This is a genomic window from Sphingopyxis sp. (assembly GCF_051861155.1).
Lineage (GTDB): Bacteria > Pseudomonadota > Alphaproteobacteria > Sphingomonadales > Sphingomonadaceae > Sphingopyxis.
The window spans coordinates 30,418-56,570 of the sequence record NZ_JBHYDE010000003.1 but is presented as its reverse complement, the minus strand read 5'-3'; the positions used below and the strand labels follow the sequence as shown (position 1 = coordinate 56,570).

Genomic DNA, 26,153 nt, shown 5'->3' with positions numbered 1-26,153 from the left:
GGCAGTCATTTCTTGTTCCAGTTGCGGGTCATCGACACCCGCGCCGCATAGGGGTTTCGCCGGGTCAGCGACAAGAGCAAACCCATGCCGATCGACAGCGCGATGAACGACGATCCGCCATAGCTGATGAACGGCAAGGTCATCCCCTTGGACGGGAAGATCTGCGTGTTCACCGCCATGTTGATCACCGCCTGACCACCAAACTGCGCGATCAGCGCCGCGACCGCGAGGATCAGAAAGCTGTCCTCTTCATCAAGCAACCGCACCAGCACCCGCACGATGATCGCGAGATAGAGGATCGCGATCGCGATGCACGCGATCATCCCGAATTCTTCGCCGATGACCGAGAAGATGTAATCGGTGTGCGCCTCGGGCAGCTGGAACTTGGCGAGGCCCGCGCCGGGGCCAGTGCCGATCAGTCCGCCCGCGGTCAGCGTCGCATGCGCCTTGTCGACCTGGAAACTGTCGCCCTCGGCGAACAGCCAGATGTTGATGCGCTGCTGCGCTACCGGGTAAAAGAAATAGGCGAGGACGATACCGACGACCCCGGTTGCCGCGAGCATCCCCATGATCCGCATCGACAGCCCGGCGACCAGCACCAGCACCAGCCAGGTCGCGGCAAAGATCACGGTCTGGCCCAGATCGGGCTGGCCCATCAGCAGCATCGCAATCACCCCGGTCAGCACAAAGCTGAGCGGGACGACCGGCAGGCTCTGGTCGTGCAGGCGCAGCGACAATATCCACGCGAGCGACACCGCAAAGAACGGCTTGAGAAACTCCGAGGGTTGCAGCCGGAAAACGCCGCCGCCGATCCAGCGCTGCGCCCCGTTGACCGTGGTGCCGAGCAGCGGCACGAGGAACAGCAGGATCAGGAAGGCGACGGTGCCGTAAATCGCAAAGCGCCGCGCCTGCGGCTTGGGCAGCATCGACACGCCCAGCATCACCGGCACCCCGACGACAACCCACATCAGCTGGCGGTAGAAATAATAAAGCGGGTCGAGCGACGCGGTCGTCGTCGACAGTTTCTGGGCCGCGACCGGCGACGCCGCCGCGACCGCCACCAGCCCGACCGCGACCAGCATCGATACCAGCAGCAGCAGGACGCGGTCGATTTCCCAGAACCACAGCCCTAGCGGGGTGCGGTCGGCGCGGCTGAGGCGCGGGCCGCGGCGCTTGACCGTGCGCGTCGCCGCGATCACCGGCCTCTCGGTCGTGGCGTCCATATTGTCCATTCCCCCGCTCATGCCCCAAGCGCCGCGACAAGTCCGCGAAAAACATCGCCGCGCTGCTCATAATCCTTGAACTGGTCGAACGACGCGCAGGCGGGCGAGAGCAGGACGATGTCGCCGGGCCGCGCCGCTGCCGCGGCATGCGCGACCGCGCTCGCCATGTCGCCCGAGCGGTCGACCGGAACCGCATCACCGAGCTCGGCAGCGAAAGACTCCATCGCCTCGCCGATCAGATAGGCTTGGCGGACATGCCCAAACCACGGGCGGCACGCCGCCAGCCCGTCGCCCTTGGCCTGCCCCCCGGCAATCCAGTGCAAACGCTGGTCCGGCGCCGGCGGAAACGCCGCCAGCGCCGGTGCAGCGGAAGCCGCGTTGGTAGCCTTGCTGTCGTTGAACCAGCGGACCCCCCCGACTTCGCCGACCAATTCCATACGATGCGGCAGCGACGTGTAGGTCGCGAGGCCGCGCTCAATCTGTTCGTCGTTCAACCCCAGCACGCGGCACACCGCGACGGCGCAGACGGCATTCTGCGCATTGTGCGGGCCTTGCAGCGCGGGCCAGCGGTGCTGGTCGACCGGGTCGATGTCCTTGCCCGACACGCGGTGCAGGCGATGGTTGATCCGCCCCGCGATCATCTTTGACGGGTCGTCGTCGACCGCGACGATCGCGACCTGATCGCGATGCTGGAGTGAAAACAGCCGCGCCTTGGACGCGGCATAGCCGGTAAAGCCGTCATAGCGGTCGAGATGGTCGGGGCTGAGGTTGGTCAGCACCGCGACGTCGCACGCTAGGCTGTGCGACAGGTCGATCTGGTAGCTCGACAGTTCGAGCACATAGACGCCGCCTTCGGGAAGCGGGTCGCGCGACAGGATCGGAAGGCCGATATTGCCGCCCATCAATGACGGCACCCCGGCGCTTTCGAGCATATGATGGATCAGCGCGGTGACGGTCGACTTACCGTTCGTGCCGGTGATGCCGACGACCCGGTGCGGCGGCAGGTCGCCGCGCGCCTCGGCGAACAATTCGACGTCGCCGATCACCGGGACATGCGCCTCGCGCGCATGCGCTGCGATCGGGTGACGGTTCAGCGGCACGCCGGGCGACACGACGACCCCGGCAAAGCCGATCAGGTCGATCTCGAGCGGATTGCCGATGTCGGCGCCCAGCGCCATCGCATCGTCGCGCGCTTCCTCACGGTCGTCCCACGCGGTGACCCCGGCGCCGCTGGCGACGAGCGCCTCGACCGTCGCCAGCCCCGAGCGCGCCAGCCCCAGCACCGCATAGCGGCGACCGGCAAAGGCGCGCGAGGTGATCACCGCAGTTTCAAGGTCGCGAGTCCCGCGAGCGCAAGGACGATCGACACGATCCAGAAGCGGATGACGACGGTCGATTCGGGCCAGCCCAATTGTTCGAAATGATGGTGGATCGGCGCCATGCGGAACACCCGCTTGCCGGTGCGCTTGTACCAGAACACCTGGATGATCACCGACAAGGCCTCGACCACGAACAGCCCGCCGACCAGCACCAGCACCAGTTCATGCTGCGCCGTCACCGCGATCGTCGCGAGCGCGCCGCCGAGTGCCAGGCTGCCGGTATCGCCCATGAACACCGCCGCGGGCGGCGCGTTGAACCACAAAAACGCCAGACAGGCGCCGATGATCGCGGCGGCGAACACCGCGAGTTCGCCTGCGCCGGAGACGTGCGGAATGCCCAGATAGCCCGCGAATTTCACATTGCCCGACAGATACACGATGACCAGGAAGGTCAGGCTGGCGATGATGACCGGGAAGGTCGCGAGCCCGTCGAGCCCGTCGGTCAGATTCACTGCATTGCCGAAGCCGACGATCAGCACCATCGCAAAGACATAATAGAGCGGCCCGAGTTCGAGCACGATGCCGCTCAAAAAGGGCAGATACAGGTCGGTGCCGGTGCGCGACACGATTAGGAACACCGCCACCCCGGCGATCAGGAATTCGATCAGCAACCGCACCCGCCCCGGAATCCCGCGGTGGCTGGCCTTGGTGACCTTGTCGAGATCGTCGAGGAAACCGACCGCGGCGAAGCCGCCGGTCACGAAAATACACGCCCACACAAAGCGGTTCGACAAGTCCATCCACAGCAGCGCCGAGATCATCAGCGAGATGAGGATCATCAGCCCGCCCATCGTCGGCGTGCCTTTTTTGGCGAGGTGGCTTTGCGGCCCGTCCTCGCGGATCGGCTGGCCCTTCCCTTGCCGCATCCGCAGCATCAGGATGAACCGCGGTCCGATCCACAGCCCGATGATCAGCGCGGTTGCGACCGCGGCGCCCGAGCGGAAGCTCAGATAGCGAATGAGGTTCAGAACCCCAGGAAAGCCCAGCCATTCCGCCAGCCAATATAGCATCAATAATCCCCGTTGGTCAGCGCCGTCACCAGATGCGACAGGCCGACGCTGTTCGACCCCTTGATCAGCACCGTATCGCCGGGGCGGATCAAGGCGCCCAGCCGCGCCTTGGCGGCAGAGTGGGCGGCGACATGCTCGAAATCGAGGCGACCCTCAAGCGCTTTGGCGAGCGGCGCCATCTCTTCGCCGACAAGCAGGGCGAATTGCACTCCGGCTGCGACGAGCGGAGCCGCGAGGTCGGCGTGATAGGCCTCACCGCCAGGGCCAAGCTCTTTCATCGCGCCAAGAATTGCCACCTTGCGATCACCGGATTCGCTGCCGAGCTGTTCGATCGTCGCGACCATCGACGCCGGGTTGGCGTTATAACTTTCATCGATCAGCAGGATGTGCCCGCCTTCGACCGGCACCCGGTGCCGCGCGCCGCGCCCGGTGAGCCCCGCCATTTCGGCAAAGGCCAGCCCCGCCGCGGGCAGATCGCCACCGACGGCCTTGACCGCCGCCAGCACCGCGAGCGAATTGGACACCCAATGCACCCCGGCCTGCGCGATGGTGAAGCAGAGCAGCGCGTCCTGCACCTGCGCCGTGACGAGCGAACCGCCCTGCCCATCGGGCAGCCAGTCGACCGCGCGAACGTCGGCTTCGGCGCCAAGACCAAAGCTGATGACATGCGCGGCATGTTGTTCGGCCTTGGCGCGCAGCCGTGCATAATGCGGGCTGTCGAAGGGGACGATCGCGGTACCGCCGGGTTCCAGCCCTTCGAAAATCTCGCCCTTCGCATCGGCTATGGCTTCTTCGCTGCCGAAAAATTCCATATGCGCCGGGGCGATGGTGGTGACGATGGCGACATGCGGGCGCACCATACGCGTCAGCGCCGCGAGCTCGCCCGCGTGGTTCATTCCCATCTCGAAAACGCCGAAATCGGCGGTCGAGGGCGTCCGCGCCAGGCTGAGCGGCACGCCGACATGGTTGTTGTAGCTTTTGACCGAGCGGTGCGCGCGGCCCGGCCGAAAACGGTCGAGCGCCGCGAACAGCGCTTCCTTGGTGCCGGTCTTGCCCGCCGACCCGGTCACCCCGATGATCCTGCCATGGCTGCGCGCGCGCGACGCGGTGCCAAGCGCGTTCAGCGCCGCGGCGCTGTCGGCGACACGGACATGCGGATGGTCGATCGCGGTTTCGCAGACGATCCCCGCAGCCCCCGCGGCAATCGCCTTGTCGATGAACTTGTGCCCGTCGGTCGCCTCGCCGCGCATCGCGACGAACAGGTCGCCGGTGGTGACCTCGCGCGAATCAAAGGCGACGCCGTGCGCAGTGAAATCGGCGCTCGCGCTGCCGCCGGTCGCGCTGGCGATGGCGCGTGCGGTCCATAGCGGGTTCATGCCGCACACTCGCGCGCGACCGCGACGTCGTCAAACGGAATGACGCGCATATCGGCACCCGCGCCGACGATTTGCCCCTGTTCATGCCCCTTGCCCGCGATGCAGACGATGTCATCGGCGCGCGCCTCGGCGATCGCGGTCGCGATCGCGGCGCGGCGGTCACCGATGACCTGCGCGGTCGGCGCGCCGCCCGCAATCGCGGCGCGGATCAGCGCCGGGTCTTCGCCGCGCGGATTGTCGTCGGTGATGATCAACACATCGGCCTTCGCGGCGGCCACCCGCCCCATCTCGGGGCGCTTGGCCTGATCGCGGTCGCCGCCGGCCCCGAACACCAGGATCAGCCGCCCGCTCGCATGCGGGCGCAGTGCGTCGAGAGCCGCCTCGATCGCGTCGGGGGTGTGCGCATAATCGACATAGACCGGCGCGCCCGCCCGGGTGATCGCCGCACGTTCCAGCCGCCCGCGCACCGGCTGGAGCCGCGCCAGATTGCCGAGCGTCTGCGCGACATCGCCGCCGGTCGCGATGACCAGCCCTGCCGATACCAGCGCATTGGCGACCTGATAGGCGCCGATCAGCGGCAGATCGACCTTCTGAGTCAAATCGCCCGCCGCGATGACCAGCGACTGGCCAAGCTGGGTCGGTTCGCGTGAGACGAGCCGCAGGTCGTCGCCCGCCGCCCCGACCGTCATCAGCCGAATGCGTCGCGCCCGCACCGCGTCGACCACGGCGGCCGAATAGGCGTCGTCGTTCCACACCACCGCCGTGCCGTCCTGCGCGACCACTTCGCTGAACAGGCGCAGCTTGGCAGCGAGATAGGCGTCCATCGTGCCATGATAGTCGAGATGATCGTGGCTGAGGTTGGTGAAGGCCGCCGCCTTTACCGGCAGGCCTTCGGTGCGATATTGGTCAAGCCCGTGGCTCGACGCCTCGAACGCCGCATGGCCGACCCCCTCGACCGCCAGCCCCGACATATTGCTGAGAAAGGTCACGATGTCGGGCGTCGTCAGCCCGGTCGAGGCGCTGTCGTTCGACGTGGTGATGCCCAGCGTGCCGATCGACGCCGCATTGAACCCCGCCATTCGCCACAGCTGGCGCGTCATTTCGACGGTTGAGGTCTTGCCGTTGGTCCCGGTCACCGCGACACAGGTTGCGGGAAAGCGGTGAAAGAAGCGCGCTGCAATATGCGCAAAGGCGCGGCGCGGATTGGCGTCGGCGATGTGCACCGCGCCCGCGACCCGCGCTTCGGGGCGCGCGACGATGGCGATCGCCCCGGCTTCGATCGCTGCCGGAATAAAGTCCTCGCCGTTGAATTTTTCGCCGACAAAGGCGCCGAATATCGTTCCCGGCGCCACTTTCCGATGGTCGATGGCGAGGCCGGTGACGACCGGGTCGGTACCTGCCGGACGTCGATCGTCGAGCAGCGCGGACAGGCGCATTATTCGTCTTCCCCGTTTCTCCACAGCAGCGGGGTGAGTTCGGAGACGTCGACGTCGCGGCTTTCGTCGGGGAAGACGCCCAGCATCGGACCGGCGCGCATCACGACCTTGCTGACGACCGGCGCCGCGGTCCAGCCCGCGGTGCGCTGGCCCGAACTATAGGCATTGCCCTTCGGCTCATCGATCATCACCAGCACGACATAGCGCGGATTGTCCATCGGGAACGCGGCGGCAAAGGTCGCGACGACCGAACTGCGGCGATAGCCGCCTGCGCCCGGCTTTTCGGCGCTGCCCGTCTTGCCGCCGACGCGGAAGCCCGGCGCTTCGGCTTTTTTGCCGGTGCCATCCGACACGATCAGGCGCAGCAGCTGGCGCATCCGTGCGCTGGTCGCCGCCTTGAACACGCGGCGCCCCTTGGGCGGCGCCTGGTCGCCCAGCTTCGTAATCGTCGCGGGACGATAGATGCCGCCGTTGACCAACGCGGCATAGGCGCTGGCAAGATGCAGCGGCGTCACCGCGATGCCATGGCCGAATCCCGTCGTCATCGTCGTCAGGCGGCCCCAATTTTTGGGCCAGATCGGGAAAGCGCGTTCTTTCAGGTCAATTTTGGGCCGGGTATTGAAATCGAGCTTCCGGAACATCGCTTCCATATTTTCGCGCCCCAGTTCATCGGAAATGCGCGCGGTCGTGATGTTCGAGCTGTGGATCAGCGTTTCGGGGACGTTCAGCCAGCGGTTCGACGGATGGCTGTCGCGGATGCGATAGCCCGCGATCGCCAGCGGCGCCGTTGCGTCATAGCGGCGCGCCATGCTGGTGACGGTGCCGGCGTCGATCGCGGCGGCGACGGTCAGCGGCTTGAAGGTCGAACCGAGTTCATAAAGATTATGCGTCACCGCGTTGCGCCGCGCCGCCATATTCTCGGGCACCAGCTTGTTGGGATTATAGGTCGGTAGCGACGTCATCGCCGCAATTTCGCCGGTGTGGACGTCGAGGATGATCCCCGCACCACCGATCGCTTCCAGATTGGCGACCGCCGAACCCAGCTCGCTTTCGAGCACCCCCTGCACCCGCGCGTCGATCGACAGCGCCAGCGGTTCGCCGCGCGTCGCCTTGTCGATCAAGCGGCTGTCGAACGCACCCTCGGCGCCGGTGACGCCGTGCCCCGCGGCATCGGTGAAGCCCAGCACATGCGCGGCAAGGCTAAGCTGCGGATACAGCCGTTCCTTTTCGCGCGGAAAATCGAACCCGACGTCGCCGATCGCGTTCACCGCCGCGACCTGATCGGGCAGCGCGCGGCGGCGGATATAGGTCGGGCGCGGCCCGCTGACCTTCGCCAGCAGTTCGGCGCGCGGCATGTCGGGGAAAATCTTGTGCAGCTCGTCGGCCAGATATTGGCGGTTGTTGAGCAGCTTGGCCGGAACGACGCGGATCGAATAGCCGTCGATCGTCCGCGCCAGCGGGATGCCGTTGCGATCGACGATGTCGGCGCGCGCCGGCAGAAAAGCCGCCGATGCCGACCCATTGCGCGACGCGGTGTCGAACATCGCAAAGTAGAGCAGCCGCATCGACACCAGAAAAAATGCCGCCATGAACAGCAGCATCAGGATCATCAGGCGCTGCTGCGCGGTCAGCAAAATCTGCTGCCGCACCCCAGCGGTACGCACCCGGGTCGGACGGACGACCAGCGTGTTCATCGGGCGGGCTTCCCTCCTGCGGCTTCGGCGGCAGCAGCGCGCTTCAGATCGGCGAGGGTCGATTCGGCGAGCAGCTGGTCCTCGATCATCTTCAATTGTTCACGCCGGCGGGTCGGCGCCATCCGCGGCGCGGCGTCGCTGCGAATTCCCGTCTCGGCCTGCGCCAGCACCACCGGCTTGGCCGCAGCAGGCTTTGCGGCAACGGGGCTTTCCTTGGGCGCGGCGGGGACGGCAACCGGCGACACCATCGCCATCAGCACCGGTGCGACCTCGTTGGCGCCGCGCGCGCGCGGCAGGCGGTCGAGCGAGGCGAGCTGGCGCTCGCTGGCCAGATACTGGCCAGCGCCGGGCGCCGAGTAGCCGAACGTATCGGCATTCCATTGTTCGAGCTGGCGCATCGAGGCGCGCACCGCGAGTTCGGATTCCAGGTAGCGGATATTGTCGCGGCTCCGCTCGATCTCCTTTTCGATCCGCGTCAGCTCGCTGCGCGTCGCCGCGACCTTCAGCGACACGGGATAGAGCATCATCGCGAAGATAAGCACGAGCAGGACCAGCCCGATACCCTGAAGTTTGCGCGCCGCCATCAGCATGAGATCGCCTCCTTCATTATGGATTGACCCGGCCAGGCCGGCGCTGCCGTCCGCACCGCGCTGCGCAGCGTTGCCGACCGCGCGCGCGGGTTGCGCGCCTCTTCGGCCTTGCTCGGCCGCACCTTGCGCGCCGGGGTTTCGAACGTGGCGGCCCGCGCCAGAGGGAGCGGCGCGGGCCGGTGACGCGAACCGGCGGCATCGCCTCCGCTGCGTTCGCGCAGAAAATTCTTCACGATGCGATCTTCGGTGCTGTGAAAGCTGACCACCGCAAGCCGGCCGCCGGGACGCAATACGCGTTCCGCAGCGGCCAAGCCGGCGACCAGCTCGTCGAGTTCGGAATTGATGTGGATGCGGATCGCCTGAAAGCTTTTGGTCGAGGGATCCTTGGGCGCCCCCGGCGGGTGGCGCAGCGCCTTGCGGATCACCGTCGCCAGTTCGCCGGTGCGGCTCAGCGGACGCGCAGCGACGATCGCGCGCGCGACGCGGCGCGACTGACGCTCGTCGCCATAGCGGAACAGCACGTCGGCGATCTCGGTCTCGTCGGCGCGGTTCAGCCATTCGGCGGCGGTTTCGCCGTCCTGCGCCATCCGCATGTCGAGCGGCCCGTCTTTCTGGAACGAAAAGCCGCGCTCGCCTTGGTCGAGCTGCATCGACGACACCCCGATGTCGAAGGTGATGCCGTCGACCGCGTCGATGCCGCGCTCGGCAAGCAGCCGGTCGATTTCGCCGAAACGACCGTGGATCAGCACCAGTTTGCCATCGGCCGCGGCGACCAGCGCCTGCCCGCCCGCAATCGCATCGGGATCGCGATCGCAGGCGACGACGTCGGCGCCCGCGGCGAGCATCGCGCGGGTATAGCCACCGGCACCGAAGGTCGCGTCGACATGACGCTCACCCGGCGCGATCGCGAGCGCCGCGACCACTTCGTCGCGGAGGACCGGATCGTGGCGGGGATCGCGGGCCAGCTCGCTCATTTGCGACCCTTCCCTTTGGTCGCATCCCAGGCGGCAGCGAGCCGCTGCAACACCGGATCGGCATCGGCGCATTCGGCGAGCGTCGGCAACCACCAGATTTCGAAGCGCCGGCCCGACCCGACGAACGCGGTCGCCCCGGCATCGCCGACGCGGTCGCGATGGGTAAAGCCGGGCAGAAAGCGTCCGCTGTCATCGAGCGCGTAAGCCTCGGTATAGCTGAAGCGCTTCTTGAACTCGGCATCCTCGTCGAAATCGAGGTTGCGCGACCGCGCGGTGTCGCGGTCGCGTTCGATCTCGCCGTTCAGCCGGTCGTACTGATCGTGGCCATAGGCGACGAGGCAGGGCAGTTTTTCGTGGAAACCGACCCAAAGCACGCGCTGGCCGTCCGCAGAAAGGGGCACATTATTGCGGAACTGAGAGGGGACGGCGATCCGCCCCTTGCCATCGATCGCGGCGAAATTGGTACCCGCATATTGGCCGGGCGTCACAATCGCCATCGCTCTGCCCCCCTTATGCGCCACCGGGCAATGTTTTCCCGCGCCCGGAATCGCTTGAATTCCAGTCGGTTCGGCGTTGGTGGAGATTGCCCCTCTCCGATTCCTGACTATCAACTATAGATCGGGGTGAAAAGGGGTAATTTAGGGTAAAATAGGGAATCTAACCCCTATTTGCCGCAAAATGCCCGAATAGATCGTCGAAATGCGGTCGGCACGCCCTGAGGCGGCCGCGTGGCGCAGCCGAATTGAGCCAAAATGGGATGAGAAACGACGCCTCAGTCGGCGCGGGCGCGAATCCACAGCGGTTCCAGCGCCGCGACTCCGGCGCCGGGCCACAGCCGCGCCGCCAGCCATTCGATCGTGTCGGCGCGCCGCAGATGGTCGGCGCCGGGCACGACCGGTGACCATAGGGGCGCGAACAGCAGGTCGGCATCGCCCACCAGCCACGCCTCGCCGGCCCCGATCGGGCAGCGCGCGATCCGGCGACCAGCAAAGGCATCGCACTTCGGCGGCAGCCGCTCGAACGCTCCCGCGCTCGACAGGCGCAGCCGCGCGCCGCCCACATCGACCGATCGCACGCCATTGTCGTCGACCGGCGCCGCGCCGAGGGTCACCCCCCAATGATCGAGCAACGGGGTAAGCAGGCTGGTGATCGGCGGATTGCGCGGATCGCCGAGCGGGTGGCGAGCCGGCCAGCCCGACAGCGCGTCGGCCAGCACCACCGCCTTGCCGCCGCCGCGGACAAAGGCGTCGATCGCCACCAGTTCCTGCGGCGCCAGCGCGCGCGGGTGCGCGACCAGCAGCGCGCTGCCCGGCGGCACCCCTTCGACCAGGCTATCGACCAGCGACACCGGTCCCAGCGATTCGAGCCGCGCAAGCGCCGGATCGTCCCCTGCCCCATCGGCGATGATGGCGGCGATGTCGCCGCTTCCCGACCAGCGCAGCGGCAGTCCGGTCAACATCGTCGCCGCGGGCGCGCCAGCCGAAGCAGCAGCGGGCCGATAGAGCGCAGCGAGCAACATATGCGCCGCTGCGAACCAGCCGATTACCAGCACCAGCCCGGCGAACCACGGCAGCCATCGCGCGCGCGAACGCCAGTGCACCAGCCGATCGGCAACCCATCCCGCCGTTGCGCCCGCCACAAAGACGAGCGCCAGTTGCACCCAACCCGCCGAACCCGCCAATGCGAGTCCGAGCAATGCTTGCACTGCCGCCAAGATGGCGAGCACCGTCAACAGGGTGAACCGCCGCAAAGCCGCTCCTTCGCCGCGCTGCCAGATCGCAAGTAACAGCATCGGCAGCGCAAGCATCGGCAGCGCCAGCGCGGGATCGATGCGGTCGAGCAACGTCTGCCCGCCGCCGACCCACGCCAGCAGCACCGTCAATGCAGCGATCGAGACAGCGCGCCCCATCGGACGGCGCGATATTGTCGTCACGGGGCCGATTTGCGCGCGCGCTGCAATTCGGGGTCGGGCTCGAGATCAGGAACGGTGGCGGGCGACGGGGCCGCCTGCGGCACCTTTACCGGCGTCTCGGCATTTTCATCCTTCGTCGACGGCGACACCGGCTGGACCCCCAATTCTTCGAGCGGGGCGCCGCTGCCCTGTTCCTCGCCGGGCATCTTGACCTCGGCAGAGGCGGCCGCGTCGCTCTCGACATTCTCGCGCGCGCGGTCGCCGATCAGCCCGGCCATGCCGACCAGCAACAGCACCGTCAGCACCCCGGCGATGCCGATCTGCAGCCGCCGCATCGTGTCGTTCACCGGGGCCGGCACTATCGGCGGCGGCACCGTCTGCTTGTCGGTGCGGATCTGGTTCATTCTGCCGTCTCCGTCAGCCCTTTGCTCGCCAGCCATTCGGGGTTGTAAAGCGTCGACAGGTACCGGAACCCACTGTCGCAGAGGATGGTTGCGATGCGTTTGCCCGGCCCCAGCTGCCGCGCCAGCGCCATCGCCCCGGCGACGTTGATCCCCGACGACAGCCCGAGGCACAGTCCTTCGTCGTCGAGCAGGCGGCGCACCACCGCCAGCCCCTCGGCATCCGAAATGCGGAACTGGGTGTCGATCGGCGCGCCGTCGAGGTTGGCGGTGATGCGGTTCTGGCCGATCCCTTCGGCGACGCTCGTCCCTTCGGCCTTCAGCTCGCCGCACTGGTAATAATTGTAGAGCCCCGCACCATGCGGGTCGGTGAGCGCGATGACGATGTCTGGATTATGCGCCTTCAGCCCCAGCCCCGTGCCGGCGATCGTTCCACCGGTGCCCGCCGAGCAGGTAAAGCCGTCGATGCGGCCGCCCATCTGCTCCCAGATTTCCTCGGCGGTGCCCATCACATGCGATTTGCGGTTGGCGATATTGTCGAACTGGTTGGCCCAGATCGCATTGTCGGTTTCCTCGGCAATGCGGCGCGAGGTGTGGACGAAATGGCCGGGATTGGCAAAGGGCGCCGGCGGCACCAGCACCAGCTCGGCACCCAGCGCACGGATCGTCGCCATCTTTTCCGCGCTCTGGTTGTCGGGCATGACGATGATCGTCTTGTAGCCCAGCGCGTTACCGACCAGCGCAAGGCCAATGCCGGTGTTGCCCGCGGTCCCCTCGACGATCGTGCCGCCGGGGCGCAGGCTGCCGTTCGCTTCGGCATCGCGGACGATATAGAGCGCAGCGCGGTCCTTCACCGATCCGCCGGGGTTGGCATATTCGCACTTGCCCCAGATTTCGCAGCCGGTGGCTTCGCTCGGCCCCTTCAGCAGTACCAGCGGGGTGTTGCCGATCAGGTCGAGGCTGTTTGCAGCAATGGTCATGCCCCTGATCTAAGGCCGCGCCCGCGGCCTCGCAAGACAGCTTCGCTTGCCCCGGCAAAGATCGGCCTTTGTCGACCAACCGCCATGGCTGTCCGACCAACGACGATCCAGGTGACGCGCAGGGCTTGTCATTGTAACAGTATATCATTACTGGAGCCCGCACAGGTCGTCATAGAACAGGACTCTCCCCCTCATGCGTTTGCTTTGCTCCGCCGGTTTTACCTTTGCCATGCTGCTCGCCGCCCCCGCCTTTGCGCAGGACCGCGCTGCCGCTGGCACCGACGACGACGTCCACACGGGCGATCCGATCATCGTCACCGCACCCTATGTCCGCAGCCTGGACATCCTGGGCAATGTGTCGGTGCTCGAAGGTGACGAGCTGGCGCGCGACATTCGCGGCCAGATCGGCGACACGCTGACCCGCCAGGCGGGCGTCTCGGCGACCAGCTTTGCCCCCGGCGCTTCGCGCCCGGTGCTGCGCGGCTTTTCGGGCGAGCGGGTGCGCGTCCTGACCGACGGGATCGGATCGATCGACTTGTCGAACACCTCGGCCGATCACGCGGTGACCATCGATCCGCTGACCGTCGAGCGCATCGAAATCCTGCGCGGCCCCGCGGTGCTGCTGTTCGGCAGCCAGGCGATCGGCGGCGCGGTCAATCTGTTCGACCGCCGCATCCCGCGCAAGGTGCCGACCGATCACGTCCATATCGACGCGATCGGCGGCTATGCGACCGCCGCCGACGACCGCAATATCGGCAGCTCGATCGACGTCGCGCTGACCCCCAATATCGTCGCGCATCTCGACGGCAGCTGGCGCAAGACCGGCGACGCGCGCTCGGGCGGTTTCGTCTATGCCCCAGGCATCCGCAGCGACCTGCTCCATCTGGCCGAACATGAAGTTGAGGACGGGCATCTGGACGAAGCCGCCGAGCTGACCGCCGACGCCAACCGGCGCGGCAAGATTCCCAACACCGCCAGCGAGACCTGGACCACGGCGGGCGGCCTGTCGCTGATCAACGACGGCGGCCAGCTGGGCGTGTCGCTGAGCTATTTCGACAGCAATTATGGCGTCCCGTCGCGGCCGAACACCGCGCATCACGATGAGGGCGAGGAAGAAGAAGGCCATGACCATGGCGAAGGTCCGGTCACCATCGGCCTGAAGCAATGGCGCGCCGATGTCCGCGGCGAAGTTGAGCTGGGCGATGGCTTCTTTGACAAGCTCCGTCTGCGCGGCGGCTATGCCGATTATGAGCATACCGAGTTCGAGGGCGACGAGGTCGGCACCGTCTTCACCAACCAGGGCGTCGAAGGGCGGCTGGAGCTGGCACAGAACGACCGCGGCGGCTGGCGCGGCGCGAGCGGCATCCAGTACAGCCACCGCGATTTCAACGCGATCGGCGCCGAAGCGTTCGTCCCGCGCAACCTGACCGACCAGTTCGCGCTGTTCACCTTGCAGGAATGGACGCTCGGCCCGCTCGGGATCGAAGCCGCGGCGCGGTATGAAGCGACCAGGGTCAAGGCCCCGACGCTGGGCATCGCGCGCAGCTTCGACACCTTCTCTGGGGCGCTCGGCGCCAATTACGAAATCACCGACGGGGTGAAATTCGGGGTGTCCGTGGCCCGCGCGGTGCGCGCGCCATCGGCCGAGGAATTATTCTCGAACGGCCCGCACATCGCGACCCAGTCGTTCGAGGTCGGCGACCAGACCCTCAAGCGCGAAGCGAGCTGGGGCGCCGAGGCGTCGTTCAAGCTCAAGACCGACGCGCTCAACCTCAGCCTGTCGGCCTATTCGAACTGGTTTGACGACTTCATCTTCTCGAATGCGACCGGCGCGGAAGAGGATGACCTGCCCGTCTTCCAATATTTCCAGCAAAGCGCCCGCGTCTGGGGCTTCGAGGCCGAGGCGAGCGCGCGGCTGGCACAGATCGGCGGCTTCAACATCGTCGGTGACCTGACTGCCGACATGACGCGCGCCAAGATCAAGGGCGGCCAGTTCGTCCCGCGCATCCCCGCGATGCGCGTGCTCGGCGGGCTTGAAGCACAGGGCGAACGCATCGACGCGCGCGCCGAAGTCGAATGGACCGACGACCAGACCCGCATCGCGCCGTTCGAAACCGCGACCAAGGGATTCACCCTGGTCAACGCATCGATCAGCTGGCGGCCGCTGCCCGACACCAAAAACCTGACGCTGTCGCTGGCGGCGAACAACATCTTCGACGTCGAAGCACGGCGCCACGCCAGCTTTACCAAGGATTATGTGCCGCTGACCGGTCGCGACATCCGCATCACCGCGCGGGCGAGTTTCTGAGCACTTAGCATTAAACAGCCTCGTCATTGCGAGGAGCGAAGCGACGCGGCAATCCAGAGTAGGCGCAAACCCGCTCTGGATTGGTTGGCCTAGGGCCGCGTGCGGCCCGCTTCGCTCGCAATGACGAAACAGCGGGAAGCATCTCCCCAATCGATCGTCAAAACGGCAATTGCTTGCGCTTGTTCCAGTAAATCGAGGTAGCGGCGGCGTAGGCGCCGACCTTTTCCCACACCGTTTCATCGACCTTTTCGATGTCGACGCCGCTGTCGATATAGGCCTGAACTATTTTCATGATCTGATCCTCGGTCATGTCGCTCGACAGGTCAGGATTGGCGCCTGCCGGACCGAAGTCGAGCGCCTTGTCGACAATCGCCGACGACAGGTTGAGCTTGGCGATGTCACCGACCAGCCATTCGCGCGAAATGCGCGCGAGGCTGTAGTCGAAATAGGCGGCCTTCTGGGCTTCGGCGATGCCATGTTTCGCAACGCAGCCTTCGGTGACGGTCGAGAGCTGCTGGAACAGCGCGTCGCGCGACACATCGTCGCCGGCGCCCGCCATCGCGGCGCCGATCGACGCCTTGGTGTCAGCCGCAACCGCGGCCACCACGCAGTCGAACTTTTCGCCTTCCTGCGCCGCGGCCGCGGCGGGCAGCGCCGCCAAAGCCAGCGCGGCGCCCGCGATCAAACCTTTCAGCATGCCGATATTCCCTTCACCGTCACCGCGCGATCCCTCAGGACAGCATGGCCATCCCGCCGTTCACATGCAACGTCTGTCCAGTGACATATCCGGCCTCTTTCGAGGCGAGATAGACGACCGCCGCGGCAATATCGCTGCCCTCGCCCATCCGCCCCGCCGGAATGCGCTGGTTGAGCGCTTCCTTTTGCGCGTCGGGCAGGTCGTCGGTCATCGCGGTCGCGATAAAGCCCGGCGCGACGCAGTTCGCGGTCACCCCCCGGCTCGCCAGTTCCTGTGCCAGCGCCTTGGTCATGCCGGTAACCCCGGCCTTCGACGCCGCATAATTGGCCTGCCCCGGATTGCCGGTGGCACCGACGACGCTGGTGATCGAGATGATGCGTCCGAAACGCGCCTTCATCATCGGCTTCGCGGCGGCACGCGCGAGGCGGAAATTGGCCTCGAGGTTGATGCGGATGACATCCATCCACTCCTCGTCCTTCATCCGCATGATCAAATTATCACGCGTCACCCCGGCATTGTTGACGAGGATGTCGAGCTGCCCCAGCGCCTCGACCGCCGACGGCACCAGCGCATCGACCGCAGCGCCATCACCCAGATTGCACGGCAGCGCGACATGATCACCGCCGAGCGTGTCGCGAAAGGCATTGAGCTTGTCCGCATTGGACCCCGAGACCGCCAGTCGCGCCCCCTGCGCCGCGAGCGCTTGCGCAATCGCCGACCCGATGCCACCCGAAGCGCCGGTGACGAGGGCGGTCATGCCGGTGAGATCGAACATCTGAATTTCTCCTGAAATCTTTGGATTAGAGCGTTTTGAGCAATGCTTCGATGTCATCCATCGAAATGACGCTGACCGTCTCGACTTCGCCAGCAGCGCTGCGCTTCACCATCGGCGATAGCACCTTGCCGCCGAATTCGACGAAATGCGTCACCCCGACATCTTCCATCGACGCGACGCTTTCGCGCCAGCGGACGCGGCCCGTGACTTGTTGTACCAGCAGGTCGCGGATCGCGTCGGCGTCGCTCACCGGGCTGGCGGTGACGTTGGCGACCACGGCGACCAGCGGTGCGGCGGGCGGGTTGGCGCCCAGCGCTTCGGCCATCGCATCGGCGGCGGGCTGCATCAGCGGGCAGTGGAACGGCGCCGACACGGGGAGCAGCAGCCCGCGCTTGATGCCATAATCCTTGACCAGCGCGACGGCGCGTTCGACGGCGCCCTTGTGGCCAGAGATGACGACCTGCGAGGGATCATTGTCGTTGGCGACGGTGCAGATTTCGCCTTCGGCCGCGGCATCGGCGAGTTTCTGCGCGGTGTCGATGTCGGCACCGAGCAGTGCGGCCATCGCACCGATGCCGACGGGCACCGCTGCCTGCATCGCCTGCCCGCGGGTCTTGAGCAGCCGCGCCGTGGTCGCCAGATCGAACGCACCCGCGGCGCACAGCGCGCTATATTCGCCCAGGCTGTGGCCCGCGACATAATCGGCCTTGGCCGTCAGCGTCACACCGCCTTCCTTCTCGAGCACGCGCAGCGTCGCGATCGCGTTCGCCATGATCGCGGGCTGGGCATTTTCGGTGAGGACCAGCTGGTCCTCGGGCCCCTCGGTCATCAGCTGGAACAGCTTTTGCCCCAGCGCGTCGTCGACCTCCTGAAACACCTCGCGCGCGACCGGCGACGCGTCGGCGAGCGCCTTGCCCATGCCGACTGCCTGGCTGCCCTGACCCGGAAAGATGAATGCGCGCATGTTGCGTCCCCTAGCGTTATCGATTTGGCCCGCGCCTATTCCCTCACCCGGCGCGATGCAAGCCGAAGGGCACGACCTTGTTGTCCGCATCATGCCCGATGTCGGCGCGGCCAAGGTAAGGAATGTTGCACCGCGCACACCAGCCTTGCGCAATCTCTTCAACCTCCAGCCCGAACGGCCGGTCGTTTTCGAGGATGTCGCTGACGCGCCCAAGCCGGATGCCGGCAATGCCGCGCGGGCCAAGATAGGTTGCGACGTGGAAAAAGGCGCGGTCAAAGGCGTAGAGATATTCGCTGACTTCTTCGAGGAGCAGGACATGCCCCGCCAGATCGGGCTCGAGCGGGGTGCCGAGCAGCATAGACAGCGTCATCAGGTTAAACGCCGCGTGGCGCCCACCATGCTGCAAGCCATTCTCGCACGCGCCCGGATCGCGCGCGACCAGCCAGTCGAGCGCGCGCAGCACCGCCGCGTCGCCGCCCTCGCGGCGAATATCGGCCACCATTGGGCCGTGCGCGACATGGTCGAATCCGTCACGATACAGCGCGCCAAGCAGATTGCCCTGGTCCGAATAGCCGAGAAACGCCTTGCCCCGCGCGACGTCGGTCATCGCGGCGACCGCATCCTCGGTGATCCGGCACGCGCCATAACCACCGCGCGCGAACCAGACCGCGTCGATGTCGGGGCGGTTCGCCATTTCGACCAGCGCGGCAAAGCGATGGCCGTCCTCGCCCGCGAAATGCCCATGGGTGGCGAAGCATTGCGGGTCGAAGACCAGCTCGACATCGGGATAGCCGAGGCTGGCGAGCGCGCGCACCGCCTCGGCATCGTCGGGCAGGATCGAGGTTGACGGGGCAACAATGCCGATGCGCATAAACTGGCTTATCCCTCGATCCGTTCGCACCTCGACACGAGCGGTTATTGCGGTGGGTGCTGGTTGCAAACCCTTCGTCAAAGCCATAACGCCGCGCCATGTCGGAAAACAAATCCTATTTCTTCTGCGGCATCGGCGGGTCGGGCATGTTGCCGCTGGCGATGATCGTCGCGGCGCGCGGCGCCAGCGTATCGGGGTCCGACCGCAGCCGCGACCAGGGGCGCTCGCCCGAAAAATTCGCCTGGCTCGAACGGCAAGGGATCGCCTTTTATCCGCAGGACGGCAGCGGCCCCAAGCCCGGCCAGATCCTCGTCGCGTCGGCGGCGGTCGAGGACAGCGTTCCCGACATCGCCGCCGCCAACGCCCTTGGCCTCGCCCGCATGACCCGCGCCGACCTCAACGCCGCGCTGTTCAATGCCGCCGACAAGGCGATCGGCGTCGGCGGGACCAGCGGCAAATCGACCGTGACCGGGATGATCGGCTGGATCCTCGACCGCGTCGGGAAAAAGCCGACGGTGATGAACGGTGCGGTGATGCGCAATTTCGCGCACGACGACCGGCCCTTTGCCAGCGCGCTGGTCGGCGATGACGCGCTTTACGTCAGCGAAGTCGACGAAAGCGACGGCTCGATCGCGCTCTATCGCCCCGACGTCGCGGTGGTCACCAACATCAGCCTCGACCACAAAAGCCTCGACGAACTCCATGCGCTGTTCGGCGATTTCGTCGCCAAGGCGCGGATCGCGGTGATCAACGCCGACGATCCCGAATCGGCGCCGCTGTTCAATCCCGACAATAATCTGCGCTTCGGGTTCGGCGACGGCGCGGCGCTGCGCGGCAGCGATTTTACGGCGCTGCCCGATGGGTGCCGCTTCAAGGTTCATTTCCTCGCAACGACGCACGAGGTGCGACTGGGTATGCCCGGCCGCCACAATGCGATGAACGCCCTCGCCGCGATCGCGGCGGCGCGCGCGATCAACATTTCGGTTGCAGACTCGGTGGCCGCGCTCGCCGATTTCACCGGCCTCGCCCGCCGTTACGAAGTGCTCGGCCAGGTCGGCGGCGTCACCGTCATCGACGATTTCGCGCATAATCCCGACAAGGTCGCCGCGACCCTTGCCGCCGTCGCCGAGCTGCCGGGCCGCGCCTTGCTGTTTTTCCAGCCGCACGGGTACGGCCCGCTGCGCCAGATGGGCCGGGAACTCGCGGCGAGCTTTGCGGGTGGGATGCGCGACGGCGACAAACTGTTTGTCTGCGACCCCGTCTATTTCGGCGGCACCGTCGACCGCAGCGTCGGCAGCGAGGCGCTGGTCGCTGCCATCGTGGCGGGCGGCGGCGATGCGGTGCACCTCACCACGCGCGCGAACTGTGGCGCGGCGATGCTCGATGAAGCGAAGCCGGGCGACCGCATCCTGATCCTCGGCGCGCGCGACGACACGCTGACCGACTTCGGGCGCGACTTGCTGGAAAAGCTCCGCACCGCTTGATTTTGCCCCGCGAATCTGTATAGGCGCGCTCCATTGGGGCGAGGCTCTTGGCCGTCGCCCCATTTGCTTTGCACCGATTTCGCAGGGCAAGACGACAGCCGGAGGGGCCTGCGATTGGCGCAGGTCAGCGATCGGCCAAATCGAAGGAAGCGCACCATGCCGTTCTACGAGCATGTTTTTATTGCGCGTCAGGATCTGAGCCAGGCTCAGGTCGACGCGCTGGCGGAAACCGTCACCAACGTCATCACCGAATATAAGGGCGAGGTCCACAAGACCGAAACCTGGGGCCTGAAGCAGCTCGCCTACAAGATCCAGAAGAACCGCAAGGGTCATTATGTGATGTTGTCGGCCGAAGTGTCGGGCGAAGCGATCGCCGAGATCGAGCGTCAGGCGGCGATCAGCGAAGACATCATCCGCTGGATGACGATCAAGGTCGACGAACTCGAAAAGGGCCCGTCGGTCATGATGCGCAAGCAGGAACGTCGGGGCGGCCGTGGCGGCCGTGACCGCGACGGCGAAGAATAAGGATAAAGACCATGGCACGACCCTTTTTCCGCCGCCGCAAGACCTGCCCCTTCACCGCGAAGGACGCACCGGTCATCGATTACAAGGACGTCCGCCTGCTCCAGGGTTACCTGTCGGAGCGTGGCAAGATCGTCCCGTCGCGGATTACCGCGGTGTCCGCCAAGAAGCAGCGTGAGCTGGCGAAAGCGATCAAGCGCTCGCGCCACATCGGCCTGCTCCCCTACATTGTGAAGTAAGGAGGGCTGGTCTGATGGAAATCATTCTGCTCGAACGCATCGAGAAACTCGGCGGCATCGGCGATGTCGTCAACGTCAAGAACGGCTTTGCCCGCAACTATTTGTTGCCCAACAACAAGGCGCTGCGCGCGAACGACACCAACCGCAAGCTGTTCGAAGCGAACCGCGGCAAGATCGAGGCCGACAACGCCGAACGTCGCGGCGAAGCCGAAGGCCGCGCCAAGGACATCGACGGCAAGCAGATCGTCCTGATCCGCCAGGCGTCGAACACCGGCCAGCTGTACGGTTCGGTTTCGGTTCGCGACATCGTCGACGCGCTGGTCGAAGACGGCGTCACCGGCGTGACCAAGTCGATGGTCGAACTCGAACGCCCGATCAAGGCGCTCGGCCTGGTCGACGTCAAGGTCAAGCTGCACCCCGAGGTCGCGGTGACCGTCGGCGTCAACGTCGCGCGCTCGCCCGACGAAGCCGAAATGCAGAAGCAGGGCATCGACGTCATTGCCGCGATGTTCGAAGAAGAACAGGCCGAGGCCGTTGCCACGGCGCTGGAACCCGACAGCGAAGACGAATTCGAAGACGCGACACCGCCTTCGGAACGCACCGCTGACGAAGCTCCGGCTGCGGACGAGGAAGAAGAAGCTTAACCGCTTCGCTCTCGCACGAGACAGGAAAGGCTCCGGAACCTGGCGTTCCGGGGCCTTTTTCTTTGGCTTTCAATTGGGTCCAATGTCAGCCCATGGGCAGGAAGCGGACATTTCCGTTCTCGGTTATCGCAGACCGGGTCAGCGATCCGGGCGGCGCGTGCCCCGCGCCATCATCCCAAAGCTCAGGAAAGTTCAGCCCATTGCAGCGCCCCATTCGTCGAGCTCGGCGGACATAGGGCTCGGACCCTGGTCGCGTCCGGAATCCGGGCGGCGACCGCTTTTTACCTACATATGGAAAGAACTGAGACGAAGGCTGGCACAGCCGAAAATTGTAGGAAAGCGTTTTTTTAGCGGCGGATGGCAGCTTTGGGGTGGTGAGCGGTCGTTCTCACCTAATTTCGTCATCCCCGCGAAGGCGGGGATCCCGCTTTGCGACGGCGAAGGAAAAAGCGGGATCCCCGCCTTCGCGGGGATGACAGGAAACGGTCGAAACCGGCCCCCTCAATACCCCATCAAACTCAGCACTTCCTTGCGGCTGCGCTGGTCATCGAGGAAACATCCGAGCAGGCGGCTCGTCACCATCCCAACCCCTGGGGTGCGCACGCCGCGCCCGGTCATGCAGCCATGCTGCGCGTCGATCACCACCGCGACCCCATGCGGATGCAGATTGTCCCAGATGCAGCGCGCGACCTCGGCGGTCAGTCGTTCCTGCACCTGCAAGCGCCGCGCATAACCGTTGAGCACGCGCGCCAGCTTGGAAATGCCGACGACGCGGTCGCGCGGCATATAGGCGATCGACGCCTTGCCGGTGATCGGCGCCATATGATGTTCGCAATGCGACTGGAACGGGATGTCTTTCAGCAGCACCAGTTCGTCATAGCCGCCAACCTCTTCAAAGGTGCGCGACAGGTGGATCGACGGATCGTCGGCGTAGCCGCTGCAATATTCCTTCCACGCCCGCGCCACGCGGCGCGGCGTATCGAGCAGCCCTTCGCGCGCCGGGTCGTCGCCGGCCCATTCGATCAGCGTCCGTACTGCATCCGCGACATGGTCGGGAACAACCACCTTGCCGTCCGATCCCGTTTCAACTTTTCCGTCGCCCATCGCCCCGCTTTCACTGTTGCATTCTTGCCGCACATTTCGGTGCGCATGCCCCGATAAGCAAGGGCAGGACAACAACAAATCTGCCCGGCGCGCAAGTTTACGTTGCGGAAACTTGGCTTTTTGCTTTTTTTCAGTTGTTCAGTTTCGTGTCGCTTTTCGGATCGAACAAGTGACTTGACGCTCGCGTCAACTAAGCGCACCTTTAAGTTGCATTACAGAACCCGCTCAAGCGGGTCGTGATCCGGAGAGGCCGGCGTTTTCCCCGACGCCGGTGGGAGAGGACGATGACCAGCACAGCTGGCAAGTGGGATACACGCGGGCATCCGGCCATCGGGATCGGCTGCCCTTTGCCATGTCTGGTCTTATCCCCTCCCCTTACCACAATCTGAATTTGGGCGGCCCCGCAGCGCGCGGGATCGAAAAAGGGAGGCTGTAAATGAAGTTCAAGGCACTGATCGGAACGTCGATCCTGGCCATGTCGGTGGCGACGCCGGCATTTGCGCAGGGCGCAGCGGAGGAAACGGAACGCGATGCTTTCGGCGGCGAAATCGTCGTCACGGCCCAGCGCCAGTCGGAACGTCTGCAAGACGTGCCGATCGCGGTCAGCGCCTTTTCGTCCGAAGCGCTTGAGGCGCAGCAAATCGAGAACAGCTCCGACTTGCAACTGACGCTGCCCAATATCACGTTCACCAAGACGAACTTCACCTCGTCCAGCTTCACGATCCGCGGCATCGGCGACCTTTGCGTCGGCGTATCATGCGATCAGGCGACCGCGATCCACCTCAACGGCTCGCCGCTGTTCCAGACCCGCCTGTTCGAAACCGAATTTTTCGACCTCGAGCGCGTCGAAGTGTTGCGCGGGCCGCAGGGAACCCTGTTCGGGCGCAGTGCGACGTCGGGCGTGGTCAACGTCATCACCGCGAAGCCCAAATTGGGCGCCTTCGAAGCCGCAGCCGACGCCGAATATGGCAATTACGAGGCCATCAAGGTCAAAGGAATGGTCAATATTCCGCTGGGCGACACCTTCGCCGCCCGCGTCGCCGGCGTCTATGTCAATCGCGACGGCTATACCAAGAACCTGTTCAACGACACGCGCATCGACGGACGCGATCTTTACTCGGTGCGCGGATCGCTGCGCTGGGAACCCAGCGACAACACGGTGGTCGATTTCATGGGATCCTATTTCCGCGAGAACGACGACCGCCTGCGTATCCAGAAACAGCGCTGCCAACGCGATCCGACGGGCGTTCTTGGCTGCTTGAACAATCGCCGCGACGCCTCGGCCACCAATGGCAATGCGACCCTCGCCTCGATCTTTGCATCGCGCGAACTCTTTGCGATCCAGGGCCTTCCGACGGCGCTCGCGCTCGGCAGCCTCTACGGCACCGACTTTTATCATAACGCGGTCGTCCCCGACGATCCGCGAGCGGTTCGCACCGCCTTCACCCCCGAATATTTCGCCAGCGAACTCACCTTCGAAGGCCGCATCCAGCATAGTTTTGGGCCGATTTCGGCGCAACTTTCGGGTTCGTATCAAAAGATCAAGGTCGATTCGCGCAACGACTACAACCTCGCGGTGGGCGACCGCACCCTTTATGCCGGCGCGCTCAACACGCTGGCGTTTTTCGCCGCCAACGGCATCCCAACCGGCTTGCCAGCACCGGCTCCGGCTTTCGTGCCCGGCTCCGCTGCTTATTTTGCGCCAATCGCCGCGGCATTGATACCGACCGGCCCCAATGGCCAACTTTGCACGTCCGACACCGACCCCACCGGCCTCGGCGCCTTTGGCGGCAACCGGATCTGTTCCGACCAGTCGCTGCAGTTTGACCGATCGAACCAGATTGGCGATGCCTGGTCGGCCGAACTGATCCTGAACAGCGATTTTGACGGGATGTTCAATTTCCTGGTGGGCGGCATCTATGCCCGCTCGAACACCACGGAAAACAGCTATTATGTGAACGCCTTCGGTCTCGACTATGCGTCGGGCATCCTCGGCTCCTTCTCGACCTTTGCCGCGGGCTTGCCGCCGGCGCATCTGGGCCAATCCTTCTTCCGCAACAACACGTCGGATTTCTCGCTGAAATCCTACGGCTTGTTTGGCGAAGTCTATTTCGACTTTAGCGACCGGGTCAAACTGACCGCCGGCCTGCGGTACAACAACGACAAGAAGGATATTCAGGCGCGGTCGATCCTGCTCAGTTCGAACGGCAACCTGCTCGTTCCCTACAACCAGACAGGAACGATCTACGACAGCCCGTTCGCGGCGCTTTTCGACGCCGATCCGTTCACGACCTGTACGGCAACCTCGCCGGTCGGCGCGGTCGGCTCGCGGCCGGGCTGCGAACCGTTCCAGGAACGATCGGTCAGTTTCAACAAGCTGACCGGCCGTGCGGTCATCGATTTCAAGGTGACAGAGGACAATCTCCTCTACGCATCCTATTCGCGCGGTTATAAATCGGGCGGCATCAACCCGCCGCTGCAGGCCAGCACCGGCGTTCAGGAAAGCTTCCGGCCCGAACAGGTCGATGCCTTTGAAATCGGTTCGAAAAACACCTTCGGCGATGGCGCGCTCCAGCTCAACATCACCGCCTTCTATTACAAATACAAAGATCTCCAGCTCAGCCGGATCGTTTCGCGAACCGCCGTCAACGACAACATCAACGCCAATATCTGGGGCGCCGAGGTCGAAGCCGTCATCCGCCCCGACCCGAACATGCTGGTCAATCTTGGCTTCAGCTACCTGAAGAGCAAGGTTAGCGGCGATTCCTTCTTCGCCGATACCCGCGACTTTGGCGGCGGCCGCGCTGATGCGGTCATCATCAAGGACATCAGCAACGCGGCGAATTGCGCGGTGCGTCCGAATACCCCGGGCAATGCCGTCGGCGTCAACACCTTTGTCGGCGCGGTCAACACGGGGCTTGGCCTGCGCGCGCCGACCGCCTTCCCCGCCGACGGCGGGATCGCGTCAACCGGTGCTTACAGCATCTGTAGCGTTCTCGCCGGTGCGATCGCCGCTCCGTCGGCGCCGCTGCGGGCGCTGTTCGCGACGCCAACCGGCGCCTTGCCCTTCACGGTCGAATTCGCGGGCATTCCGGTGAATATCAAAGGCAACGAGCTGCCGCAGGCCCCGAATCTGAAATTTTCGGCAGGCGCGCAGTATCGGATCGACTTCCAGAACGACATGAGCCTCGTCCCGCGCTTCGACATCGCCTATACCGGCGAAAGCTTTGGCACGATCTTCAACGGCAACGTCAACAAGATCAAAGGCTATGCGCAGGTCAACGCGCAGCTCCAGCTCAACGGCGCCGACGATCGCTGGTATGTCCGCGGTTTCGTTCAGAACCTGTTCGACAGCGCATCGACGACGGGCCTGTATGTGACCGATCAATCGTCGGGCCTGTTCACCAACATCTTCACGCTCGAACCGCGCCGCTACGGCATCGGTGCCGGCATGAAGTTCTAACCCGTCCGGCGGCAACGCCGACAAAAAACCCCGGCCTCTCGATCGAGAGGCCGGGGTTTCTTTTTTGCCCGATGTCGAGCGGGCCGGGGCGTCGCCGCCCCGGCCCG

General features: G+C 65.3%; 23 protein-coding genes. 6 read left to right on the top strand and 17 right to left on the bottom strand.

What is annotated here, in order from left to right; genetic code table 11:
- Positions 1 to 5: 5 nt before the first annotated feature.
- The 12 genes from ACTIFP_RS06270 to ACTIFP_RS06215 all read right to left on the bottom strand — a co-directional run bounded on the left by ACTIFP_RS06270 (position 6) and on the right by ACTIFP_RS06215 (position 12,975).
- Positions 6 to 1,244 (bottom strand): FtsW/RodA/SpoVE family cell cycle protein, encoded by a 1,239-nt coding sequence (locus tag ACTIFP_RS06270; RefSeq protein WP_439567865.1) that lies wholly within the window; start codon positions 1,242 to 1,244, stop codon positions 6 to 8.
- Positions 1,241 to 2,545, bottom strand: a complete 1,305-nt coding sequence (murD, locus tag ACTIFP_RS06265) for a UDP-N-acetylmuramoyl-L-alanine--D-glutamate ligase (protein ID WP_439567864.1) — start codon at positions 2,543 to 2,545, stop codon at positions 1,241 to 1,243. The genes ACTIFP_RS06270 and murD overlap by 4 nt, the downstream gene beginning before the upstream one ends.
- A complete protein-coding gene (gene mraY, locus ACTIFP_RS06260; RefSeq protein ID WP_439567863.1) occupies positions 2,542 to 3,612 on the bottom strand; it encodes a phospho-N-acetylmuramoyl-pentapeptide-transferase in 1,071 nt (356 codons plus the stop codon). The genes murD and mraY overlap by 4 nt, the downstream gene beginning before the upstream one ends.
- On the bottom strand, positions 3,612 to 4,988 hold the full coding sequence (locus ACTIFP_RS06255; RefSeq protein WP_439567862.1) for a UDP-N-acetylmuramoyl-tripeptide--D-alanyl-D-alanine ligase: 1,377 nt from the start codon (positions 4,986 to 4,988) through the stop codon (positions 3,612 to 3,614). Before ACTIFP_RS06255 ends, mraY begins: the two co-directional genes overlap by 1 nt.
- Positions 4,985 to 6,424, bottom strand: a complete 1,440-nt coding sequence (locus ACTIFP_RS06250) for a UDP-N-acetylmuramoyl-L-alanyl-D-glutamate--2,6-diaminopimelate ligase (protein ID WP_439567861.1) — start codon at positions 6,422 to 6,424, stop codon at positions 4,985 to 4,987. Before ACTIFP_RS06250 ends, ACTIFP_RS06255 begins: the two co-directional genes overlap by 4 nt.
- Positions 6,424 to 8,118, bottom strand: a complete 1,695-nt coding sequence (locus ACTIFP_RS06245) for a peptidoglycan D,D-transpeptidase FtsI family protein (RefSeq protein WP_439567860.1) — start codon at positions 8,116 to 8,118, stop codon at positions 6,424 to 6,426. Before ACTIFP_RS06245 ends, ACTIFP_RS06250 begins: the two co-directional genes overlap by 1 nt.
- Positions 8,115 to 8,702: a hypothetical protein gene (locus ACTIFP_RS06240; protein ID WP_439567859.1), complete on the bottom strand. Its 588-nt coding sequence runs from the start codon at positions 8,700 to 8,702 to the stop codon at positions 8,115 to 8,117. The genes ACTIFP_RS06245 and ACTIFP_RS06240 overlap by 4 nt, the downstream gene beginning before the upstream one ends.
- The gene (gene rsmH / locus ACTIFP_RS06235; protein WP_439567858.1) at positions 8,702 to 9,682 is read right to left on the bottom strand and encodes a 16S rRNA (cytosine(1402)-N(4))-methyltransferase RsmH; all 981 of its coding nucleotides are present in this window, start codon (positions 9,680 to 9,682) and stop codon (positions 8,702 to 8,704) included. The genes ACTIFP_RS06240 and rsmH overlap by 1 nt, the downstream gene beginning before the upstream one ends.
- Positions 9,679 to 10,179 (bottom strand): division/cell wall cluster transcriptional repressor MraZ, encoded by a 501-nt coding sequence (locus ACTIFP_RS06230; protein ID WP_439567857.1) that lies wholly within the window; start codon positions 10,177 to 10,179, stop codon positions 9,679 to 9,681. The genes rsmH and ACTIFP_RS06230 overlap by 4 nt, the downstream gene beginning before the upstream one ends.
- 275 nt (positions 10,180 to 10,454) lie before the next feature.
- Positions 10,455 to 11,615 carry a Gldg family protein gene (locus ACTIFP_RS06225; RefSeq protein WP_439567856.1) on the bottom strand — a complete coding sequence of 387 codons (1,161 nt, stop codon included), beginning with the start codon at positions 11,613 to 11,615 and terminating at the stop codon, positions 10,455 to 10,457.
- Positions 11,612 to 11,998: a hypothetical protein gene (locus tag ACTIFP_RS06220; RefSeq protein WP_439567855.1), complete on the bottom strand. Its 387-nt coding sequence runs from the start codon at positions 11,996 to 11,998 to the stop codon at positions 11,612 to 11,614. Before ACTIFP_RS06220 ends, ACTIFP_RS06225 begins: the two co-directional genes overlap by 4 nt.
- Positions 11,995 to 12,975 carry a cysteine synthase A gene (locus ACTIFP_RS06215; RefSeq protein ID WP_439567854.1) on the bottom strand — a complete coding sequence of 327 codons (981 nt, stop codon included), beginning with the start codon at positions 12,973 to 12,975 and terminating at the stop codon, positions 11,995 to 11,997. The genes ACTIFP_RS06220 and ACTIFP_RS06215 overlap by 4 nt, the downstream gene beginning before the upstream one ends.
- Positions 12,976 to 13,168: 193 nt before the next feature.
- On the opposite strand from ACTIFP_RS06215, the gene ACTIFP_RS06210 reads away from it, so the two are divergent.
- Entirely contained in the window at positions 13,169 to 15,283 is a 2,115-nt protein-coding gene (locus ACTIFP_RS06210) for a TonB-dependent receptor (protein WP_439567853.1), read from the top strand.
- Positions 15,284 to 15,440: 157 nt separating this feature from the next.
- On the opposite strand, the gene ACTIFP_RS06205 is transcribed toward ACTIFP_RS06210, so the two are convergent.
- The 4 genes from ACTIFP_RS06205 to ACTIFP_RS06190 are packed head-to-tail and all read right to left on the bottom strand — an operon-like array spanning position 15,441 to position 18,590.
- Positions 15,441 to 15,980 carry a hypothetical protein gene (locus ACTIFP_RS06205; RefSeq protein WP_439567852.1) on the bottom strand — a complete coding sequence of 180 codons (540 nt, stop codon included), beginning with the start codon at positions 15,978 to 15,980 and terminating at the stop codon, positions 15,441 to 15,443.
- A gap of 34 nt (positions 15,981 to 16,014) precedes the next feature.
- Entirely contained in the window at positions 16,015 to 16,755 is a 741-nt protein-coding gene (fabG, locus tag ACTIFP_RS06200; RefSeq protein ID WP_439567851.1) for a 3-oxoacyl-[acyl-carrier-protein] reductase, read from the bottom strand.
- 25 nt (positions 16,756 to 16,780) lie between these two features.
- Positions 16,781 to 17,719 carry an ACP S-malonyltransferase gene (gene fabD / locus ACTIFP_RS06195; protein WP_439567850.1) on the bottom strand — a complete coding sequence of 313 codons (939 nt, stop codon included), beginning with the start codon at positions 17,717 to 17,719 and terminating at the stop codon, positions 16,781 to 16,783.
- 43 nt (positions 17,720 to 17,762) lie between these two features.
- Positions 17,763 to 18,590 carry an LD-carboxypeptidase gene (locus ACTIFP_RS06190; protein WP_439567849.1) on the bottom strand — a complete coding sequence of 276 codons (828 nt, stop codon included), beginning with the start codon at positions 18,588 to 18,590 and terminating at the stop codon, positions 17,763 to 17,765.
- Positions 18,591 to 18,688: 98 nt separating this feature from the next.
- On the opposite strand from ACTIFP_RS06190, the gene ACTIFP_RS06185 reads away from it, so the two are divergent.
- The 4 genes from ACTIFP_RS06185 to rplI all read left to right on the top strand — a co-directional run bounded on the left by ACTIFP_RS06185 (position 18,689) and on the right by rplI (position 21,479).
- Positions 18,689 to 20,074 (top strand): Mur ligase family protein, encoded by a 1,386-nt coding sequence (locus ACTIFP_RS06185; protein ID WP_439567848.1) that lies wholly within the window; start codon positions 18,689 to 18,691, stop codon positions 20,072 to 20,074.
- 156 nt (positions 20,075 to 20,230) lie between these two features.
- Complete coding sequence (rpsF, locus tag ACTIFP_RS06180; RefSeq protein ID WP_439567847.1) at positions 20,231 to 20,599, top strand: 30S ribosomal protein S6; 369 nt, start codon at positions 20,231 to 20,233, stop codon at positions 20,597 to 20,599.
- Positions 20,600 to 20,610: 11 nt separating this feature from the next.
- Positions 20,611 to 20,835 (top strand): 30S ribosomal protein S18, encoded by a 225-nt coding sequence (gene rpsR, locus ACTIFP_RS06175; RefSeq protein WP_088440322.1) that lies wholly within the window; start codon positions 20,611 to 20,613, stop codon positions 20,833 to 20,835.
- Between the two features lie 14 nt (positions 20,836 to 20,849).
- Positions 20,850 to 21,479: a 50S ribosomal protein L9 gene (gene rplI, locus ACTIFP_RS06170; protein WP_439567846.1), complete on the top strand. Its 630-nt coding sequence runs from the start codon at positions 20,850 to 20,852 to the stop codon at positions 21,477 to 21,479.
- A 501-nt stretch (positions 21,480 to 21,980) separates the two neighbouring features.
- Here rplI and folE read toward each other — a convergent pair.
- Positions 21,981 to 22,583 carry a GTP cyclohydrolase I FolE gene (gene folE, locus ACTIFP_RS06165; RefSeq protein WP_439567845.1) on the bottom strand — a complete coding sequence of 201 codons (603 nt, stop codon included), beginning with the start codon at positions 22,581 to 22,583 and terminating at the stop codon, positions 21,981 to 21,983.
- Positions 22,584 to 23,019: 436 nt separating this feature from the next.
- Between folE and ACTIFP_RS06160 the strand changes: the two genes are divergently transcribed.
- A complete protein-coding gene (locus ACTIFP_RS06160; RefSeq protein WP_439567844.1) occupies positions 23,020 to 26,046 on the top strand; it encodes a TonB-dependent receptor in 3,027 nt (1,008 codons plus the stop codon).
- Positions 26,047 to 26,153: the final 107 nt, after the last annotated feature.

Bases quoted from the DNA above. Each gene is read 5' to 3' on its own strand.
- mraY (WP_439567863.1), bottom strand. From the start codon at position 3,612: ATGCTATATTGGCTGGCGGAATGGCTGGGCTTTCCTGGGGTTCTGAAC.
- ACTIFP_RS06220 (WP_439567855.1), bottom strand. From the start codon at position 11,998: ATGAACCAGATCCGCACCGACAAGCAGACGGTGCCGCCGCCGATAGTG.
- ACTIFP_RS06250 (WP_439567861.1), bottom strand. From the start codon at position 6,424: ATGCGCCTGTCCGCGCTGCTCGACGATCGACGTCCGGCAGGTACCGAC.
- ACTIFP_RS06245 (WP_439567860.1), bottom strand. From the start codon at position 8,118: ATGAACACGCTGGTCGTCCGTCCGACCCGGGTGCGTACCGCTGGGGTG.
- rpsF (WP_439567847.1), top strand. From the start codon at position 20,231: ATGCCGTTCTACGAGCATGTTTTTATTGCGCGTCAGGATCTGAGCCAG.
- ACTIFP_RS06205 (WP_439567852.1), bottom strand. From the start codon at position 15,980: ATGCTGAAAGGTTTGATCGCGGGCGCCGCGCTGGCTTTGGCGGCGCTG.
- ACTIFP_RS06210 (WP_439567853.1), top strand. From the start codon at position 13,169: ATGCGTTTGCTTTGCTCCGCCGGTTTTACCTTTGCCATGCTGCTCGCC.
- folE (WP_439567845.1), bottom strand. From the start codon at position 22,583: ATGGGCGACGGAAAAGTTGAAACGGGATCGGACGGCAAGGTGGTTGTT.
- rsmH (WP_439567858.1), bottom strand. From the start codon at position 9,682: ATGAGCGAGCTGGCCCGCGATCCCCGCCACGATCCGGTCCTCCGCGAC.
- ACTIFP_RS06230 (WP_439567857.1), bottom strand. From the start codon at position 10,179: ATGGCGATTGTGACGCCCGGCCAATATGCGGGTACCAATTTCGCCGCG.
- ACTIFP_RS06240 (WP_439567859.1), bottom strand. From the start codon at position 8,702: ATGGCGGCGCGCAAACTTCAGGGTATCGGGCTGGTCCTGCTCGTGCTT.
- rplI (WP_439567846.1), top strand. From the start codon at position 20,850: ATGGAAATCATTCTGCTCGAACGCATCGAGAAACTCGGCGGCATCGGC.
- ACTIFP_RS06270 (WP_439567865.1), bottom strand. From the start codon at position 1,244: ATGAGCGGGGGAATGGACAATATGGACGCCACGACCGAGAGGCCGGTG.
- ACTIFP_RS06160 (WP_439567844.1), top strand. From the start codon at position 23,020: ATGAAGTTCAAGGCACTGATCGGAACGTCGATCCTGGCCATGTCGGTG.
- ACTIFP_RS06190 (WP_439567849.1), bottom strand. From the start codon at position 18,590: ATGCGCATCGGCATTGTTGCCCCGTCAACCTCGATCCTGCCCGACGAT.
- ACTIFP_RS06215 (WP_439567854.1), bottom strand. From the start codon at position 12,975: ATGACCATTGCTGCAAACAGCCTCGACCTGATCGGCAACACCCCGCTG.
- fabD (WP_439567850.1), bottom strand. From the start codon at position 17,719: ATGCGCGCATTCATCTTTCCGGGTCAGGGCAGCCAGGCAGTCGGCATG.
- ACTIFP_RS06185 (WP_439567848.1), top strand. From the start codon at position 18,689: ATGTCGGAAAACAAATCCTATTTCTTCTGCGGCATCGGCGGGTCGGGC.
- fabG (WP_439567851.1), bottom strand. From the start codon at position 16,755: ATGTTCGATCTCACCGGCATGACCGCCCTCGTCACCGGCGCTTCGGGT.
- rpsR (WP_088440322.1), top strand. From the start codon at position 20,611: ATGGCACGACCCTTTTTCCGCCGCCGCAAGACCTGCCCCTTCACCGCG.
- ACTIFP_RS06255 (WP_439567862.1), bottom strand. From the start codon at position 4,988: ATGAACCCGCTATGGACCGCACGCGCCATCGCCAGCGCGACCGGCGGC.